Consider the following 18,299-nt stretch of genomic DNA (forward strand, 5'->3'; position numbering starts at 1 on the left):
TGAATGTGACAATTATTGTGCCACACCATTTATAAAGGTTTTATTAACAGTAGTTAACGGTATTTCGTTCTCAGGAATTTCCATAATGTCGCGGCTGATTATGATGAAATCGGCAAACTTACCCACTTCAATACTCCCTTTCTCCTCCTCCTCAAAATTGGCATAGGCCGCCCAAAGGGTCATACCTTTTAAAGTTTCTGCTCACGGTTAATCCGTTTTCTTTTTGAAAGCCTTCTTCAGGAAAGCCTTTTACATCTTTACGTGCCACGGCTGCATAAAAGGTTAAAAAGGGATTCACTTGTTCTACTGGAAAATCAGTACCTAGAGCCACTCTACCACTTTTTTCTAACAATGTTTTATAGGCGTAGGCGCCCTTTACTCGTTCTGATCCTACGCGATCCTCAGCCCAATACATATCACTTGTCGCATGCGTAGGTTGAATAGAGGGTATGATGTTTTCGTTTGTGAAATACTCAAAATCATTATCTGTAATGACTTGTGCATGTTCTACACGCCAGCGTCTATTACTTTCGCCTTTTAAGGTTTTCTCATAGGTCTGTAACACAAAGCGATTTGCTGAATCCCCTATAGCATGGGTATTCATTTGATAGCCCGCCTTCGCGATTCTATTGGCTAAATCTCTATACGTTTGAGTCCCAATAACCATGGCTCCAAAATGGTCATGCTGATCACTATAAGGCGTTTTCAATGCTGCACCTCGAGATCCTAAAGCGCCATCCGCATAGACCTTAACAGACTGCACATTGAGTCGTTCTGTTTTTATTTTACCCTGTTCTAGATAGTAATCTAAGTTCTCTTTTTTATTACTAACCATAGCATACACGCGCATGTCTAGCCTTCCCGCCTGCTGCAGACTGTCGATTAACTCGATGACTTGCTTGTCTAAGCCCGCATCAGACACGGTGGTTAACCCCAAGTTCGCACAAAATGTTTGTGCATCTAAAAGAGCTTCAATCTGTTGTGCTTTGGTTGGTTTTGGAAATACAGCCTCCACGAATTCCATGGGATTATCAATAAGAATGCCGGTTAATTTCCCATTCTCCTGTATAATTTCACCACCCGAAGCTGCTGTGCTATTAGAGATCTGCGCCAAATCTAAAGCGGCTTGATTACATAGCATGGCATGACCATCTATTCTTGTTAAAGCCACTGGAACATAGGGATACAAACTGTCTAATACATTTTTATTAGGATAGTTTTTATCTTCCCAATCATTTTGATCCCAACCACGACCGATAATAAAACTGCTGTTCTTTTTTTCTGAAAGTCTATGACCTTTTGAATGACTTCCTCAAAACTATTTGTTCCTCCTAAATCAACAGTTTGTTTGTTCATGCCTAAATTATAAAAATGACAATGCGCATCTATGAATCCCGGAGTAATGGTTTGACCTTTCGCATCAATTGTTTCTTTTGCTATAAAGGCGTTTTCAATATCTTGAGTACTACCTACTGCAACAAATCTCCCGTCTTTTATCGCGAAGGCTTCAGCTTTATTAAAAGCCGAATTTACAGTATAAATATTCGCATGGGTTACAATGGTATCTACTTCTGTTTTTTTAGATTCGCAGCTAAAAACGAGTGTCATTAATAATAATTTAAAAAGGTGCTTCATAGTCTTTAGAAAAATTTCAGATAAATATAGGCATAAAAAAATGGCCTTGAAAATAAGGCCCTTTTTTGTATCGTTATAAAATTTTTAAAATAGGTAAACCTACCGTTGCTTATACTTAAAAATCAAACTTATAAGTACCTCCAGCCAAAAATTGAATGCCTTGCACTGGCGTGTTTTGCCATTTGGCATAGGATTCACCTACAAGATTGTTACCTTTTACAAAGACTGACAAGTAATCATTTATATGATACCCTACATGTGCATTCGCGTCGAAATAACTTTCTAAAGTGGTGGCATACGTAGTAAATACCGTTGGAAATAATGGATTTATTATAGTAAATTGATCTTTGCGTTCTCCCGCAAAAAACACATTGGCACCGGTGTACCATTGTTGAGAAATCTGGTAATCTAAAAACAGAGATGCCGTAACATCCGGCAAATTCCAATCTTCAGTTTCAAATTTGGTATCGTAGTGATAATAGCCCCCTTTTAAGGTCATCGTGAAACTTCTATTCACATCTACTCCTATTTCTCCGTAAACCCCTAAAGTGGTTACATCATCATAAACAACACCAAAAGAATTGCCATAAGTGTATGCTTGATCTGTCCCTGTTATTGGATTATTCACGAATAGCGGCTTGTTTTTTTCTGAAGTATAGTTTCCTTTAATTGCATAGCTGATGGTATTTGAAAGTTGGCCTTTTAAACCCACATAGGCATCAAACTGCTGATCGGTTGGGGAAATATTTAATGTTGGTGATACAAACGAATTCTCTTTTGCATAGTCGTAATATGAATTTTGAATCAGCCCCCTTTTATCCCACCAAATGCAATAGCTACATCCTCTAATAAGCGATAACTGGCACTAATATTTGGATAGATAAAAAACTTGTTTTTTCCGGTTTCCGAATCGTTCAAATAGGAAAGAGACACGCCCAAATCTACGGTAAGATCCTCTTGTTTTAATTCGTACGTTGGTGTAATACCCAATTGAAAGTTTCCATAATTTAAAGCGGCCTCATTTAAATAGGATCTATCAAAACCACCACTTAAAAAATCTAAATTTAAAGCCATAGAAACCAATTCATCTTGTACTGGAATATCAAAAGTGCCTTTTGTAGTAAACCTATTTTCCCCTGATCCTTGGTTGTCTCCAAAGCGTCTAAATAACACATTTACAGATTTAAAAAATCCTTCAAAGACATTTAAATCCCCTGAAAGGTGGGCATTTGTAAATTGATGTCCCACATCTCCAATGGTATCGGCTACAAACGGATTAAAGAGAGGCTGTGGCAAACCATACCAGTTAAAAGCTTGAAGCTGGAACCCACCACCAATGGTCCAGTTGTAATCACTTTCCCGTTTACTATAGTTTAAATCCAATTTAGAATCTCTAAAATCGTCATCTAAAAGCACACCTTCTATTCCGCCACCCGAAGAATGGTGACCAACATGGGCACTAATATACTCACCGCTGTTTAACTCATGGTTTAAATACACTTCTCCAACAATAGTCGTGTATGTTCCCACACCTAGTGTTGCATAATTATCAAATAATTTAATCTTTTTAGCCTTGTCCACCACAGCTGCTTTTCCTTTTGCCGGTGTAAAGGTTGACGCTACAGGAAAGGATACAATATCATATGTAACCTCTTTTTTAGTAGTGGTTTCCTTATCATCTAATACAGGGGCCTCTTTTACTTTGAAAGCATCGGAAATTGTTGGTGTATAGGGTTTAATGACATTAATAACATCTCGGATTTAAAGTATCTTGTCTACGGTCTTGCGCCATAGTCGCTGTGGTCACTACTACTGATAATAATACTAAGAATTGCTTTCTATTAAACATATATTCTCGTTTGTTTATATTGAATCCTAGAACGTCTTTCAGACCTTAAAGGAGACCTTTTATTTATTTTTAAAACCAGTCAGGTTTAGACAACCTTACCGATTAATAGTATCTCTAATCTCTGCTAGCGCAAACAGAAAACTACTTTCCTGTGTTCACTGAAGCATTCGTTTTTGCCTGTTCTGTTTTTATTGAATTCAATTCTGTTTGAGCTTCTGCAACTACCTCTGGAAAATCTTTAAAGTTTTTGGTGACACTTTCTAAAATGTAGGTGGCTTGAAAAGCATCGCCTAAAGCATGATGGTTTTTTGCCATGATAATCAACCCCTTAGCACCATAAAACTTATAGCCCGAATAGTCTTTTGCTAAACGCTGTACTGTGGTGTTCGATGCTGCATAATTACCTTCATTATATTTAAAGTAAGCATTATAATATAACGCTTCCGCGGCTGTTTCTCCAGTTGCTGTTAGCTCTACTTTTGCAAAGGCTCGTTTTGCTTTTGTGTCATCCCCAGTTTTCATTGCAGAACGCCCAATAATAAGGTAGGCATCACTTTTTACTTTATTATCTAATTTTGAATAGTCCAATACTTTTTCTGCGTATGTAACCGCGGTATTATAAGCTTTCGTTTGATAATAAGCCTGCATTAAATTAGATTGCGCAAATAAACTGTTTTGTGGAAAATTAGCTTCGGTTTCTAAACGTTTTAATATGGGAATGGCTTCATTCCAATCTTTTTGTTCTAAAGTGATTTGAGAGAGGCGTAAAAGCGCTTCTTCTGTAAATTCGCTTTTAGAAGCGGCGACTACCGCTTTGTAATGTGGTTGTGCTTTTAACTTTTCACCATTTTTGAAATGCAATTGCGCTAAATAAAAATGGGCTTGATTTTTATGTAAACCATTTTTAAAATTATTTAGGTATTTAGTAAATAAAGTGAGCGCTTCATTTGTATTCCCGTCTAGATATTGTTTTTCTGCAGACTCATAAGTTGCATTGTCTAAATCGGCATCTGTTACTTCCACGTAATCTAAGGTTTTTACCCAGGCTGCATATTGATCCACTTGACCGATGTCTATATAAATTAAACGTGCGGTGGCAACCGCTTGATTCGCTTCTGGGAACTGGGATAATCCCCTGCTACCTTTTTAAACTTAGCCAGCGCCTCTTGATTCTCACTCATATTATAATACACTAACCCTTGACGTAATAGAGCCTTAGAGATAAATGTACTCCCTTTATATTCTGTAATTAACTTATTGTAGGCTGTTAACGCCTGTGTTGTACTTCCTGATTTAACGTAAGCATTTGCTAACGTATATAGGGCATCATCACGTAATTTAGATTGAGGATACTTTAAAATGAATTGCTCTAACTCTGCTATTTTTTGAGGCATCTGTCCTAAATAACCAGCACTCATGGCTTTTTGAAAGAACGCATAATCTGCTTCAATCTCCCCAACGGCAATGGCGTTATTATAGGCATCAATGGCTTGACTGTATTGACTAGACACAAAATAAACGTCGGCTAAACGCAGGTAAGCATCATTTAATCTTACTTTATCACCCTTTTGGGTACTAATAAATTGCCCAAAATGTTTAGTAGCCTGCTCATAGTCTCTTTGTTTAAAGTAAGTGTACGCTAAATTATAGTCTATGTTTTGGTATTCTTCCGTATTAGGCGCTTCTGCTAGTTGCTTGAATTTTTTAAAGCCGTTGAGTGCGATATCATAATGGGTTAGATTATAGTTGCTTTCTGCTTTCCAAAAAGTCGCACGCGCCACATATTTTGCCTCAATAGGTTCACTTAAAGCGGCCTCAAATAATGTTTCTGCCTCTTTAAAGTTACTTTCGTTAAACAGTTCCACTCCTCTATAAAAAGTAACTTTTTGGTACACGCCTTTATTAGCCTTTGTTTTTCTTCCTTTAAGCAATACCAAAGCTTCTTTATAATTTTTTGACGTAATGTAAGAATCAATTAATAAGCCTTCTACCTCCTCTCTATACGTCGTCGCTGGATAGGCCTCTAAATAGCCCGTTAAAACTTGGGGAACCGATTGGTATGGATTACCAATTTCGTAACTAATTTTAGCGTAATTTAACCAGGCATCCTCCTGAATTTTGAGATCAAAATCCATCTGAGATGCATTTCTAAAGGCATTTAAGCCTTCTTGTTTTTTATCCAGTTTCACATAACTTTCCCCTAAATGATAATATGCATTTTGAGCGACACTATTGTTTCCATCCACTATTTTATTGAATTCTGAAATCGCCTTTTCATAGTCCTTTTGTTTGTAATACGCATAACCCAATTGGTAGTAATCGGTATTATTCCATTTGCCTTTTTTTCCTTTATATTTTTTCAAGTAGGGTATGGCCTTAGCGTATTGTTCTAAATTAAAATAACTTTCTCCAATTATTTTAGAGAGTTCAGAAATTTCATTCTCATCGCTTGTTGGTAATTTTGTTTCAGCCAATGCAATAGCGGTCTCAAATTTTCCGAGTTTGAAATTTAAATCGGCCTGGTAGTAAGACAACTTTTCTTGATACTTTTCCTGATCACTCACTTGTTCAAAGTAGGTATTGGCTTTTTCATAATCATCTCCTTCATAAGCCATGAATCCAATATAATATTTCGATTGCGAGCCATATTTTATTGAATTTTCAACTTTGGCTAAATACGTTTTAGCGTCTTTATAATTCTTGGAATAAAAAGCGACATAGCCATTATTAAAATAGAACCGCTCACGCTCTGTTCTACTTAGAGCATTCTCATCTACTTTTTGATACCATTTTTGTGCGTAAGCAAACTTTTCGTTTTCAAAATAGTAATCGGCCACATCTATAAACGCCGTATTTTTTTTTGTGCTTGTGGGGTAATCTTCTACAAAACGTTCGATTAAATCATCGGCGTTCTGTTGATTTAAGCGCACCGCACAATTAGCAATATAATACGCACAATCAGATTTAATGTTTGTTTCTTCAGCGGTTTTAGAAATCTCTCTAAACGCTGCCTGAGAGGCTAAATACTGTTGGTTATTATACAGCTGAAGGGCTTTCTGGTAGGCCACAAAATCATTGGTGTACGCTGCAGATTGTTGCGCAAAAGAAACCCCTGTTATCAAGAGAGCCAAAAAAAGGAAGTGATATGTTTTTTAGTCATTGACCATGGATTTAAAATTTGAAATCAAAGATAAATTATTACTAAAACCATAACGTTAGAATTTTGTTATAATTATGAACCGGGGTATTAAAAAATAAAATTATAAAGAATACCGAATTTTGAAAGAAAATTGAAGTCCCTATTTTTATAGTTTGAACTAAAATGATACATTTACAACATTGTGTTTTTCTTTGCGTTTAAAAGCAGAATACTCCGAGAAAAAAAATAAATATGTCAGATACCGTTTTAGAGTTTAAAGAGGCTTCCATTTTTCAAGGTTTAAGTCTTATCCTTTCAGATGTCAATGTAAAAATAAACAAAGGTGATTTTGTATATTTAATTGGCAAAACAGGTTCGGGAAAAGTAGTTTTATGAAAACCTTATATGCCGACTTACCTTTAAAAGTAGGTGAAGGGCACATTGTGAATTTCGATTTAAAAACATTAAAAGAGGATGACATTCCTTTTTTAAGACGCAAGTTAGGGGTCGTTTTTCAAGATTTTAAATTATTAACAGACCGCACCGTAAATGCCAATTTAGAATTTGTTTTAAAAGCGACTGGTTGGAAAGATAAAGCGGCCATGATTAGTAGAATGGACGAGGTTTTAACTAAGGTTGGCATGGCTTCTAAAGGCTTTAAATTTCCTCACGAACTTTCTCGGTGGAGAACAGCAGCGTATTGCCATCGCCCGCGCCTTATTAAATAATCCTGAATTGATTTTAGCCGACGAGCCTACAGGGAATTTAGATCCGCAAACCAGTATTGAAGTCATGGAAGTATTACAAGAAATCAATAGAAATGGAAACACCATTTTAATGGCAACACACGATTATGCCTTATTACTTAAATACCCTAGCAAGACACTAAAGTGCGATGATAATCAGGTTTTTGAGGTGGTACAGCGAAGAGGATAAAGATGATATCATTACCTAGTAAAGGTATCAAAATCTTTTGCCTTGCCGTGGGTATTGACACTAACTAAATTAACTTTTAAAAGAATTAAAATAATACAACTTTAAGTGAGCGCATGGAAGGACTCAGTGTATGCATTCCCGTATACAATTTTAATTGCATAGCAACCGTTATCGATTTGTGTAAACAAATAGAAAGCCTTTCCATTCCAGCTGAAGTTTTAGTTATTGACGATGCATCACCTGTAGAATTAAATGCAATAGCTCACTTTAAGCATGCTTTGTACAGCTATGAAAAACTTAACAAAAATGTAGGACGCGCGAAAATTAGAAATTTACTAGCTAAAAAAGCAACTTACTATCATGTGCTGTTTTTAGACGGCGATTACTGGTATTCCAAACTTTTTTATTCAAAAGTATATTGATAGCATAACAAAATGGCCTGATAAAATCATATATGGTGGAAGAATTCATATTGAAACTCAAGATAAATCTAAAAAATTGAGATACAATTATGGCGTTCGATTTGAAGATAAAAAAGCATTTCTTAGAAAGGAAAAACCATACCATAGTTTTATGACTAACAATTTTATTGTTCCCAAAGCTACTTTAGAAAAAATCCCCTTCAAAGAGGAACTCGTAGCGTATGGACACGAGGACACCTTTTTTGCTTATGAATTAAGAAAGCATTGCCTCCCTATTATTCACATGGATAATTCAGTACTCCATTTAGACCTTGATACTAATGGCGATTTTATAGAAAAGACTAAAGCGGGAATAAAAAACCTAATCTTACTAAAATCAAATCACCCTGAGTTTATGGAATACAGTAAATTATTAAGTCTAATTAACAATTCTTCATTTTTGAAATCTAAAATCACGAGATTAGCCGCAAATAATTTATCCAAGGTATTTGAATACATTTCAAAAAAAACAAGTCTCACCAATAGCTTTCAGTTGTTTAAATTATTTTATACTATTTCACTTTATAAATAAATGAAAGACAGCGCGACATCCTCCTTTTTTTCAATAGTAATCTCCTTGTACAACAAGGAAAATTACATCGTTGCGACTCTTAATAGTGTTTTAAAACAAACGTTTTCAGATTTTGAAGTTATCATTATAAACGATGGAAGTACTGATAATAGTGAATCTCTTGTAAAGGCTATAAAAGATTCAAGAATCAAACTAGTCACCACAAAAAACAAGGGCGTATCAAGCGCTCGAAATCACGGCATAAGCCTCGCGAAATCGAACAATATAGCGCTACTTGATGCCGATGACTACTGGTATTCCAACCACTTATTTGAGTTAAAAAAGCTAATGGATATTTTTCCTGATGCTGGGTTATATTGTAATAATTACGAAATTCATCATACCCAATCCATAGTGCGTCCAGCGCGTTTTAATTTTGATTTTGGCAAAGCGTGCTTACTGCTTGACGACTTTTTTATGGCGAGTATTATTAATGGGGTAGCATGGACTTCTGCGGTGGGTTTCAAAAAAAATAAGTTTAACACACTGGGCGGCTTTAATCCTAGTTTAGCCACAGGACAAGACACCGATTTATGGATTAGATTTGCATTAAAACATGAGATCGCCTTTAACCCTGTAATTACCGCTTCCTATTTATCGTATGTAGAAAACAGTCTTTTCAAAAATGAATACAACGCTATGCGTTATGACATTATTAATAGTTATTCGCAAGAAGAACAAACAAACCCATCATTAAAAAAATATTTAGATGTGAATCGTTATGCCGTTGCATTGCGATGCAAAATGCATAACGACCAAGACATTTATAAAAAATTAAAATCTGAGATCGAATACAGTCATTTGAATGTTAAACAACAATTTCTTCTAAGTTGTCCAAAATTCATCCTCTCTTGGATTAAAAAATGTCATGGCTTTTTATTAAAAAAAGACGTCTACCTAACAGCGTATCGCTAGGGATTTAATGCATCTATTACTTTTTGCCACTGAGACCTAATATTTTTATATGTAAATGTATCAATGCTTTTTGTGGCGTTACTTTTACACGTGTTGTACAGTGAGGTATCCTGAGTAAACGCATTAAAAGCATCCGCCAATGCTTTAATATTATGATTTTCGACTAACAGACCGTTATATTTATGTGTAATAATTTCGCTAGGCCCGAATTACAATCCACTGAAATAACTGGAGTACCACAGGCCAAAGATTCTATTAAAACTCTAGGAAAGCCTTCATAATAACTAGTGAGTACCGTGAATTTAGCGCTTCTCACATATGAGAATGGATTTTTTAAGAATGGAATATAATGAACATGCGCTTTAAGGTCTAATTCTCTTATTTTTTTCTTTAAATAATCAACATCTTCCCCTTGGCCTATGATACATAATTTAATAGCATTTTTAGGTAAATCAGAGATTTTAAACGCCTCTAAAAGTAAGGTCAAATTTTTAACTTGCTCCGCTATTCTCCCATACCACAAAATAAAATCGGAATCTAGCTCTATGGGCTCTTCTGCCTTTTCAGTAATGATGCTAACATCCACCGGATTATATATTTGCTTCACATGTTTAAACCCATAATTTTTATGTATTGCCTTTTCAATACCTTTACTAACGGCAACAATTGTAGTAGAATTACCATAAATTAATTTTGCTAAGAATCTATTCTTAGGAAGATAGTTTCTTAGATAAAAACTACGTACTACCGCGATCCTTTCTTTTGCTTTAAAGATAAAGTGATATAAAATGAATTCTTTAAAAAAAACAGCTCTCGTTCTATTATCGATGATCAAATCAAACTTTTGGTTTTGAAAGTAAGTTCTTAAAATTTTACTCTTTTGAAACTGAGATAAATCATTTCCAAACTCTTTTTCTAAATTGAATAATGTTCCCGAAAAGTCATAATCCAAATCATTTTTTGTCATTAAAATATGAACCTCATAATTGAGCTGAAAAAGCAGTTGCGTGAGAATGGCACTTGATTTTTCTGCCCCTCCTTTACTTAGAGAAGTTGTAATAACACAAATTTTTTTCATAGTGAAATAGAAGTGTTAACCTGCATTATTTCAAAGATTTAAACCTCATAAACTCCTTAAAGTCATAGATGTAATCATTTTTATCAAAAACATCTGAAGACAAGACCAAACATACAGAACCGGATGAAAAATTTTCTAACTCTCTCCAAATACCAGTGGGTATTAATAAGCCTTTATTTGGTTTGTTGAGCATGATACTTATTTGTTTGACACCATCACTTAATTTCACCTCAAAGCTTCCACTTAAAGCCACCAGTAATTCTAACTGTTCTTTATGTGCATGTCCACCTCTATAAGCCGTAGAAGGCACATCATATAAATAATAGACTCTTTTAATCTTAAAAGGAATTGTGTTTTTTTCAATCACAGAAAGATTGCCTCTCGTATCTTCAATTTTAGGTATATCAATAATTTTAATCGTTTCAATTGTTGTTTTACTCATACATTCTTTTAAATAAATTCGCGCACTCTTCTCACTACTTTCTTATGTGACGCTCCCGATTAATATACTAGCACAACCTGAGTCCCACTTAAGACACTTACCATTCTAAGTATTAATTAACTTTAACCAACTGTTAAAAACAACTTCATCTGAAAACTTGTACACCGAGCTTTTAGTGTTTTTTTTACATTTTAAGTAAAGCTCTGAATCTGTATACATTCTATCAATAGCCATTTTAAGCGCATTAAAATCTTGATTTCTCACTAATAATCCATTTTTTTCGTGTGTAATAATCTCAGCAGGCCCGGACTTACAGTTAAAAGATACGACAACCGTTTCAAGTGCTAAAGCTTCTACAAGTACCATTGGGCACCCCTCCACTTTACTAGATAATATTAAAAATTGACTCTTTTTAATATAGGGGTATGGATTGTTTTTAAACCCTAAAAGTTTTATGGTACTTTCTAAATGATGGTCTTCAATCAAACGTTTGAGAATATGATGATCTTTTCCCTCTCCTAAAATCACAAGAAGAATACCCCTTTTTGCTGGGATGGTGTTGGCATATGCTAGAATGAGTTTATCAAATTGTTTCACTTCGTTTTTTAATCTTCCCACCGCTATAATATAGGAGCCTAAATGAAAATCAACCTCGTTATCACCTTGATTAACAATAGATTTGTTGTAAAAATTAGGAATACAAATTAAATTATCAAAATCGAATAGGGTTTTCGTTTTTTCTAAAATACCTTCAGAAACCACTACAATTGCCTTTGCTTTATTATATAAATGGTAGAAAAAGTGTTTTTTAGGTAAATAGTTATGAACTTTGTACGAGTGAATAGTGAACACTGTTTTTCTTATTTTGAACACAAACAAATGCAATAAGACTTCGTTTATTGTGTGATACCTCACCCTAAAATCTAGGTACACATCTGCATTTATTTTTTTATAAATTCGCCTTAAACAAAACAACTTTTTTAAATTTGAAAAATTTAAAAAGCTATGCTTCACCATCCTAATATTATAAAGAGTCCCTTTAAAACTATAATCAATCAAATCCTTCATGACAATAATAGAGACCTCATAGTGAGCGTCATAAAGAGACTCAGACAAAAGGGCCGCGGCTTTTTCTGCACCTCCACCTGTTAAGCAATCCACAAGAATACAAATATGCTTTTTAGAGTGTCTAGTCATATCCTAATGGAGCAAATTTACTTGAAAATACAATTATATAGCGAAAACTCATAGTATATTTGATGGTGTTAAATTTAATCTTTTAAATGCAAAAAACAAATCCGATAGTAACCGTAATATGCACATGCTTTAATCATCGTGATTTTATAAAAATTGCTCTAGATTCTGTATTGAATCAAAGCTACAAAAACATAGAACTACTTATCATTGATGACTGCAGTAAAGATGACTCTGTACAGATTATTAAACATTGGATTGACGACAATAATTTTGGTACATTAATTAAAAACAAAAACAATTTAGGGTTAACAAAATCTTTCAACAACGCCGTCTTAAAATCTAAAGGTGATTATCTCATTGATTTAGCTGCCGATGACGAGTTATTACCCCATTGCATTGCATTACAAATATCTGTTTTCAATGCTTATAAAACAGAAAAAATAGGCATTGTTTATGGAAATGCTTCTGTTATTAATAAAAGTACGGATGAGAAGTATGTTTTTTTTAATAGATTTTCACAAGAAAAAATGGCATCATCTCCTAAGGATGGGTTTATTTATAAAGAATTAATAGATCATTCTAATACGATATGCTCTGTAAGCGCCATGATTAAGCGTAACGTATTTATGGCCCTTGGTGGCTATGATGAACGATTAATATATGAAGATTATGACTTTTGGCTTCGTTTGGCGAGAACCTATTACATCCTTTACGTAGATGAGGTGCTTGTTAACCGTATAAAATTAGAGAATTCCTTAGGAAGCCTTAATTATAAGGGCATTGATAAAAAAAATTACAAGTTTAAACAAGCGACCTATATGGCGGTAAAAAAGACGTTAGCCATGAATAAAAACAAAGAGGAAGACCAAGCCACTATGCGTAAAATACTATTAGAAATCAAGGTAAATATAAAAATCCTAAACCTCCAGTTACTCCTTAAATACACTGTATTACTTTTAAATATATTACTAATACGACAACGTTTTAAAACCACTACTTTTTAAAGATCATAAGCAATGACTCAAGCCCCGCTTTCTCTCCACTCCAATCTCTTGTAATATTTTCTTTTATTAATTGAGCAGGAACACCTCCAATTAATATATTATTTCCAAATGCAGTGTAATCTCTAGAACAAACCGAATTAGAGGCAATGGTACAGTACTTTGGTGTGGTGCACCCTTTTAAGACAGACACTCTATTAGAAATAAAATTGTAGCTTCCCACCTCTATGGGTTTAGATTTTTCAAACACCTCATGGGTCATCGTGTTTTTCATGTTATGAAAATTGGTGTCAATCACCTGACATTCTGGTCCAAACCTAGCAAACTCACCAAATCGAATAGAAGACGTGCATATAATTTTAGAGCGCCAACCCATGGAAGACATGTGACCAAATTCGCAAACCGCATGTTTAGAGGCGAAAATAAAAAAATCTTTTCCAAGCTGAACATGTCCTTTAAAAATTAAAGTACCATTGACATTAAATTCTGAAATTCCAAGGCTTGCTTTATTAATTTCATAAGCTTGTCCAAATCCAATCATTCCCCTTTCTATAGGTGCATCTATAATAAAATCACCTAAAATTGAGGTAAATCGTGCCCTTCCATAAATAAAAAAAGGAAGTTTAATCGCTTGATTAAAAGGCAACTTCTTAAAATTTAAGAGTAATGTTTTGTACCAATTTATTGATAAAAAAAATCTTATACTATTCCATAATTTCACTAATAATCGGTACCACTTTTTCACTTTCTATATTTGTTTTTTAATATGGTTTTTAAATCTGTTACTTTATTTAATTTATATAATGTAAATAAAATAGAGGATATAATAACTAAAGTTAATAACACTATTTTAGCCCCTCCCCCCTCAATAGAAGTGATACTAAAAGTTATAAAAACCATAACTAAACATAAAAAAAATGTCTTAAAGAATGCCTTAGAAAAAACAAAGGCGTAATATTTTTTCATGATTATCCCTATCACAATAAAATGAATACAATAATAAACAACAAAACTTACACCTAGGCCCTCTAAGCCGTAAGCCGAATAACTTAACATATTAATTACTAGCAGAAAACAATTAAAGGCTATCGCTGTTTTAATAAATATTTTAGCATGACCATGAGCTATAATAACATACCCCATGGACCATGACACAGCTTTAAATACTATGCCCGTGATGGCAACATTCAAAAAAACGGCTGTTGGTAAAAAAGCTGAGGAATACAGTATGCTTATTAAATATTGTGAAAACCCCGTAAAAATAATAATTATTGGTGTCACCAATAGAAGCGCAATGGTTGCTTGCTGTGTGACAATTTCGCCTACTTTATTAAGATCATTAACAACCTCTGCCAGTCTAGGAAAATAATCTTTACTCATGGATTGAAAAATGATTCCTACATAAGAATTAATAATTATTATACCAGCATTATAATAGCCCACCTCGGTTAATCCACCTGTATTGGTAATATACAATTGAATGACATAAGCAACTAGTAACGTTATTAAACCTGATATACTTAAGGTGACACCCAGTTTAAGCATGGGTTTTCCCTCAGAAATGATTTGTTTTAATGACAGGCTCTCATTTTCATTTTTAAAGCTTATAGAAAAACGGTTGGCAATAAGATACCCTAAAAAAGCACTTAATACGATGGTGGGAACGATGCCGTCAATACCAAAAATATAATATAGGGGCACGGCTATCAACACAGAAATCACGCTTCCATACAAATTCACTAGTGCCAGCTTTTTTAACAGTCTTAACCCTTGTAAAATAGCTAATTCACCATAAGTTAATTGTTTGAAAAACACAGCAACTGCAATCCAAATGAATGAAAAGGTATGGTCTTTAGAGTGAAAGGCCATTTCACTTAAAACGGAAGATAATGCGATGGTTAACAACGCTCCTATAAGCCCTGTAAGCCAAAGCAAACGTTTTAAAACATATATCGTTTTAGAGACGACTTTGAGGTCTTCTGATTTATTAATAAAGGCAATTTCTTTTATTGAACTGGCATCTAGACCTAGCTTTGAAACCCCTACGATTAAATTTAAAGTAGCGTTCAATATTCCTAAGAGGCCAATGCCTGAAACACCAATAAATATGGCTGCAAATTTTGATCGTAACACCCCTGCTAAGATGCTTATCACTTGTACACCACCAAATAACGATGTTGCTTTTAATATTTGTCTGTATGATTTCTGACTATTGTTCATTCAAGAAAATAAACATTGAAAGCTTCATGCTTAAAATACTTATACTGTAATTCATTAATATCTATTTATGACTTCTACTATGGTATAGATCTCTTGCTGTGTTAAAATAGGATTTATTGGCAAGCTCACTACTCCCTCATGAATTCTTTCAGTGACTGGCAATACTAGTTTGTTGTATTCACGCAGTGCTTTCTGCTTGTGAGGAGGTATGGGATAATGTACTGAAACTTCAATCTCATGATCGTTCATGTACGCCACAAATGTTTCTCTATGCGCGACCTGGATAACAAATTGATGGAACACATGATCCTTTTCTTTCGAAAAGAAAGGTAATTTTATCTTTGAGTTCTTGATTGCTTTCAAATAAAAAGCAGCGATCTCTTGCCTCTTGAGATTGTCGGCATCAAGCCTCTTTAATTTTACATTTAAAAATGCGGCCTGTATTTCATCTAATCGGCAATTATATCCTTTATATTCATTCTCATAGGCAGAAATCCGTCCATAGTTTTTGAGGGTATTTATAAGCTCAAATAAATAACGATTATTTGTTGTTACTGCCCCAGCATCCCCTAAAGCCCCCAAATTCTTGGTTGGATAAAAACTAAAAGCCCCGGCGTTAGAAACATTTCCGGATTTTCGACCATCTTTGTACACCGCGCCATGTGCTTGAGCAGCATCTTCTATGAGTAATAAATTATAAGACTTCGCAATGGCCTCAAGTTTGGTTACATTATAAAGTTGCCCATATAAATGCACCCCTAAAATGGCCTTTGTATTACTAGATATGTTTTTAACAATTTCGTCTCGGATCAATATTAAGGGTACTTGAATTTGGCTCAACAAAAATGGGCGTAAACCCGGAGTTCACTACAGAGAGTATGGATGCAATGTAGGTGTTAGCAGGTACAATAATTTCGTCTCCTGTTTTTAAATCTCCAAGAATTTTGTAGGCTTCAAAAATCAAAGTTAAGGCATCTAAGCCATTGCTAACACCTATACAATATGTCGTTCCGCAATATTCGGCAAAACGTTTTTCAAAACTTGTTACTTGTCCTCCTAAAATATAAGATCCGGAACTTAGAAACAAAGCAAACTGCTTTTGAAATTCATCCTCAAAGCGTTTATTTACTTTTTGTAAATCCGGAAACTTTATCATATAAAAATACGGTCTATGTTATTATATTTTGCTACGGGCAAGGAATAAAAATCCATGGTTACCGTGCGGGCTCCAAACCCTTCTTTCCAATACAAGAGTCCTTCATTTATATTTTCTCCTTGATTTTCATGAGAGGTACCAAAATCGAAATACCGTTTATCTTTAAAGATGTGAGTTATTAAGTGCACATGTAAAAAATCTAAACTTCCTAAGGTGTTTTTATCAAGATTTCCCGAAATATATTGGGAATGCGCCACTTTTTTGGTTTCAAAAATGGTTGTTCCTGCCACCACTACATTGTCTTTATAAACATTAAATTGCCTTATTTGTTGTGGGAATCGCTCTTTAAGTAAAGCAATTTCTTTTAGCGTGTGTGCAGGCTTTGACTGATGTTTTAATTTTAGGTTAGGAAGTAATATATGGTCCCAAAAAGCAGAAAACTCTTGAACCTCCCTCACCACTAAACCATTTCTTTGTCCTCTTTTCACTCCCGAAATTCGATCCTTAGAAAATAAAAGCTTTTCATGTAAATCTATAACGCTTAGGGCGTCGCAACGGTATTTTTCCGCCTTTAAATGATGCAATAAAAAAGACATTTCATCACTAGCCTTTATGTGATAACATGCGGGCGATAATTTAATATTGATATGTGTGATATTTATAGTTGAGAGAAAAACCAATATGGTCTTTAACACCTGTGCTGTATCCTGCAATTTCAGTGCTTCTCCTAAAAGTAAACCTCCATAGGTAAGCCCTTGATGCGAATATAAGAGGGTACCGACTTTATTTGCAGGTAATACAGCGACGAGTTCGTCTGCTTTAAAAACTAATAGCGAATGATCCTGAAAACGATCACTATGATACTCCATAAAGTCACGCTGAAATAGAAACGTGGCATTTTTGGCTTTTGAAACAAAATCGTTCCAAAGCTTCTTATGAATATGGGTATATTTTTGTATTGAAAAAATAGCAGTCTTTATTGGTTAGGGTAATAAAGAGCAAAATACAATATTTGTTAATTTTCACAAGGCTTTAAGTATAAATATAGTATAATTAAAACTTGAAAAGCCTTCGTCTAAGGGATTCAAATGACCTATAATAAAAAGATGTCATTTTAGTTAAACATGATTTCTAAACTTTTTATCATGCGTTTTATAGATACAAAAAACAGTATCTATCTCCATAGGTCTAAGTTCTATTAACAACTATATTTCTAAAACTCAAATCTTATAGTCATACTTCCTGCAATTATTCAGCCACGAATAACACTATTTTGCCCTCGATTTCAGTCCAAAACAAATATTTAAAAGTACTAGGGAGCTAAGCTTGTTTCTTGATAAATGAAAAGTAAAAATTCACACAAAAAATAGCAATGTTGGTAATGATAATTGGTAACCCAACTCTAATGGTTGGCATTAGAAAACCGTAAGCCACAAAAAGCAAACATCCAATCATATTGACTGTTCTCAATTTGTTCACATCTTTCATAGTGAAAGAAAGCAAAACCATTATTGAGGCTAAATACCCCACATATTCTGTTATTGTAATTCCAAATAATTCCATAGTTTTTACCCACCCAAAAAAGGGGCCTTTCATTAATTAAACTTAAAACTTGTTTTCGGTAACAGCACTGTTTAAGGTTCACCTGCCATAAAAACAAGACCCGAAATTTTTACTTAAATGCGATAGCTATTTGTAT

General features: G+C 34.3%; 16 protein-coding genes and 3 pseudogenes. 5 read left to right on the top strand and 14 right to left on the bottom strand.

From position 1 onward, the window contains the following. Positions 1-12: 12 nt before the first annotated feature. The 5 genes and pseudogenes from N7U66_RS07310 to N7U66_RS07325 all read right to left on the bottom strand — a co-directional run bounded on the left by N7U66_RS07310 (position 13) and on the right by N7U66_RS07325 (position 6,615). Positions 13-1,635, bottom strand: a pseudogene (locus tag N7U66_RS07310) (amidohydrolase). 115 nt (positions 1,636-1,750) lie between these two features. Then, the gene (locus tag N7U66_RS07315; RefSeq protein WP_267677919.1) at positions 1,751-2,347 is read right to left on the bottom strand and encodes a hypothetical protein; all 597 of its coding nucleotides are present in this window, start codon (positions 2,345-2,347) and stop codon (positions 1,751-1,753) included. Positions 2,348-2,439: 92 nt separating this feature from the next. Continuing rightward, positions 2,440-3,216: a hypothetical protein gene (locus N7U66_RS07320; RefSeq protein ID WP_267677920.1), complete on the bottom strand. Its 777-nt coding sequence runs from the start codon at positions 3,214-3,216 to the stop codon at positions 2,440-2,442. 409 nt (positions 3,217-3,625) lie between these two features. Continuing rightward, positions 3,626-4,546 (bottom strand): tetratricopeptide repeat protein, encoded by a 921-nt coding sequence (locus N7U66_RS21525; RefSeq protein WP_313791452.1) that lies wholly within the window; start codon positions 4,544-4,546, stop codon positions 3,626-3,628. Between the two features lie 20 nt (positions 4,547-4,566). Beyond that, the gene (locus N7U66_RS07325; RefSeq protein ID WP_313791453.1) at positions 4,567-6,615 is read right to left on the bottom strand and encodes a tetratricopeptide repeat protein; all 2,049 of its coding nucleotides are present in this window, start codon (positions 6,613-6,615) and stop codon (positions 4,567-4,569) included. Positions 6,616-6,875: 260 nt separating this feature from the next. On the opposite strand from N7U66_RS07325, the pseudogene N7U66_RS07330 reads away from it, so the two are divergent. From N7U66_RS07330 to N7U66_RS07345, 4 genes and pseudogenes are all read left to right on the top strand, one after another. Beyond that, positions 6,876-7,559: pseudogene (locus N7U66_RS07330) on the top strand (cell division ATP-binding protein FtsE). A gap of 113 nt (positions 7,560-7,672) precedes the next feature. Beyond that, complete coding sequence (locus N7U66_RS07335) at positions 7,673-7,981, top strand: glycosyltransferase family 2 protein (RefSeq protein ID WP_267677922.1); 309 nt, start codon at positions 7,673-7,675, stop codon at positions 7,979-7,981. Positions 7,982-8,057: 76 nt separating this feature from the next. Further along, on the top strand, positions 8,058-8,552 hold the full coding sequence (locus N7U66_RS07340; protein WP_267677923.1) for a hypothetical protein: 495 nt from the start codon (positions 8,058-8,060) through the stop codon (positions 8,550-8,552). After that, a complete protein-coding gene (locus N7U66_RS07345) occupies positions 8,553-9,506 on the top strand; it encodes a glycosyltransferase family 2 protein (RefSeq protein ID WP_267677924.1) in 954 nt (317 codons plus the stop codon). Here the strand turns inward: N7U66_RS07345 and N7U66_RS07350 are convergent. The 3 genes and pseudogenes from N7U66_RS07350 to N7U66_RS07360 form a co-directional block, all read right to left on the bottom strand. After that, positions 9,503-10,584, bottom strand: a pseudogene (locus tag N7U66_RS07350) (glycosyltransferase). The gene N7U66_RS07345 and the pseudogene N7U66_RS07350 sit on opposite strands and share 4 nt — an antisense overlap. Before the next feature lie 25 nt (positions 10,585-10,609). Then, the gene (locus N7U66_RS07355) at positions 10,610-11,026 is read right to left on the bottom strand and encodes a sugar 3,4-ketoisomerase (protein ID WP_267677926.1); all 417 of its coding nucleotides are present in this window, start codon (positions 11,024-11,026) and stop codon (positions 10,610-10,612) included. Between the two features lie 105 nt (positions 11,027-11,131). After that, positions 11,132-12,187, bottom strand: coding sequence for a glycosyltransferase (locus N7U66_RS07360; RefSeq protein WP_267677927.1), 1,056 nt, complete (start codon positions 12,185-12,187; stop codon positions 11,132-11,134). A gap of 122 nt (positions 12,188-12,309) precedes the next feature. Here N7U66_RS07360 and N7U66_RS07365 point away from each other — a divergent pair, with 122 nt between their 5' ends. Beyond that, entirely contained in the window at positions 12,310-13,227 is a 918-nt protein-coding gene (locus N7U66_RS07365) for a glycosyltransferase (RefSeq protein WP_267677928.1), read from the top strand. Here the strand turns inward: N7U66_RS07365 and N7U66_RS07370 are convergent. From N7U66_RS07370 to N7U66_RS07390, 6 genes are all read right to left on the bottom strand, one after another. Continuing rightward, complete coding sequence (locus N7U66_RS07370) at positions 13,217-13,969, bottom strand: acyltransferase (protein WP_267677929.1); 753 nt, start codon at positions 13,967-13,969, stop codon at positions 13,217-13,219. The genes N7U66_RS07365 and N7U66_RS07370 overlap by 11 nt on opposite strands. Next, positions 13,966-15,444 carry an oligosaccharide flippase family protein gene (locus N7U66_RS07375; protein WP_267677930.1) on the bottom strand — a complete coding sequence of 493 codons (1,479 nt, stop codon included), beginning with the start codon at positions 15,442-15,444 and terminating at the stop codon, positions 13,966-13,968. The genes N7U66_RS07370 and N7U66_RS07375 overlap by 4 nt, the downstream gene beginning before the upstream one ends. Positions 15,445-15,498: 54 nt before the next feature. Next, positions 15,499-16,257 (bottom strand): DegT/DnrJ/EryC1/StrS family aminotransferase, encoded by a 759-nt coding sequence (locus N7U66_RS07380; RefSeq protein ID WP_313791454.1) that lies wholly within the window; start codon positions 16,255-16,257, stop codon positions 15,499-15,501. Then, positions 16,235-16,600: a DegT/DnrJ/EryC1/StrS family aminotransferase gene (locus N7U66_RS21530; protein ID WP_313791455.1), complete on the bottom strand. Its 366-nt coding sequence runs from the start codon at positions 16,598-16,600 to the stop codon at positions 16,235-16,237. The genes N7U66_RS07380 and N7U66_RS21530 overlap by 23 nt, the downstream gene beginning before the upstream one ends. Further along, complete coding sequence (locus tag N7U66_RS07385; protein WP_267677931.1) at positions 16,597-17,469, bottom strand: GNAT family N-acetyltransferase; 873 nt, start codon at positions 17,467-17,469, stop codon at positions 16,597-16,599. Before N7U66_RS07385 ends, N7U66_RS21530 begins: the two co-directional genes overlap by 4 nt. 451 nt (positions 17,470-17,920) lie before the next feature. Further along, on the bottom strand, positions 17,921-18,163 hold the full coding sequence (locus N7U66_RS07390) for a uroporphyrinogen decarboxylase (RefSeq protein ID WP_267677932.1): 243 nt from the start codon (positions 18,161-18,163) through the stop codon (positions 17,921-17,923). Positions 18,164-18,299: the final 136 nt, after the last annotated feature.

It is taken from the genome of Lacinutrix neustonica (assembly GCF_026625145.1).
GTDB classification, from domain to species: domain Bacteria; phylum Bacteroidota; class Bacteroidia; order Flavobacteriales; family Flavobacteriaceae; genus Lacinutrix; species Lacinutrix neustonica.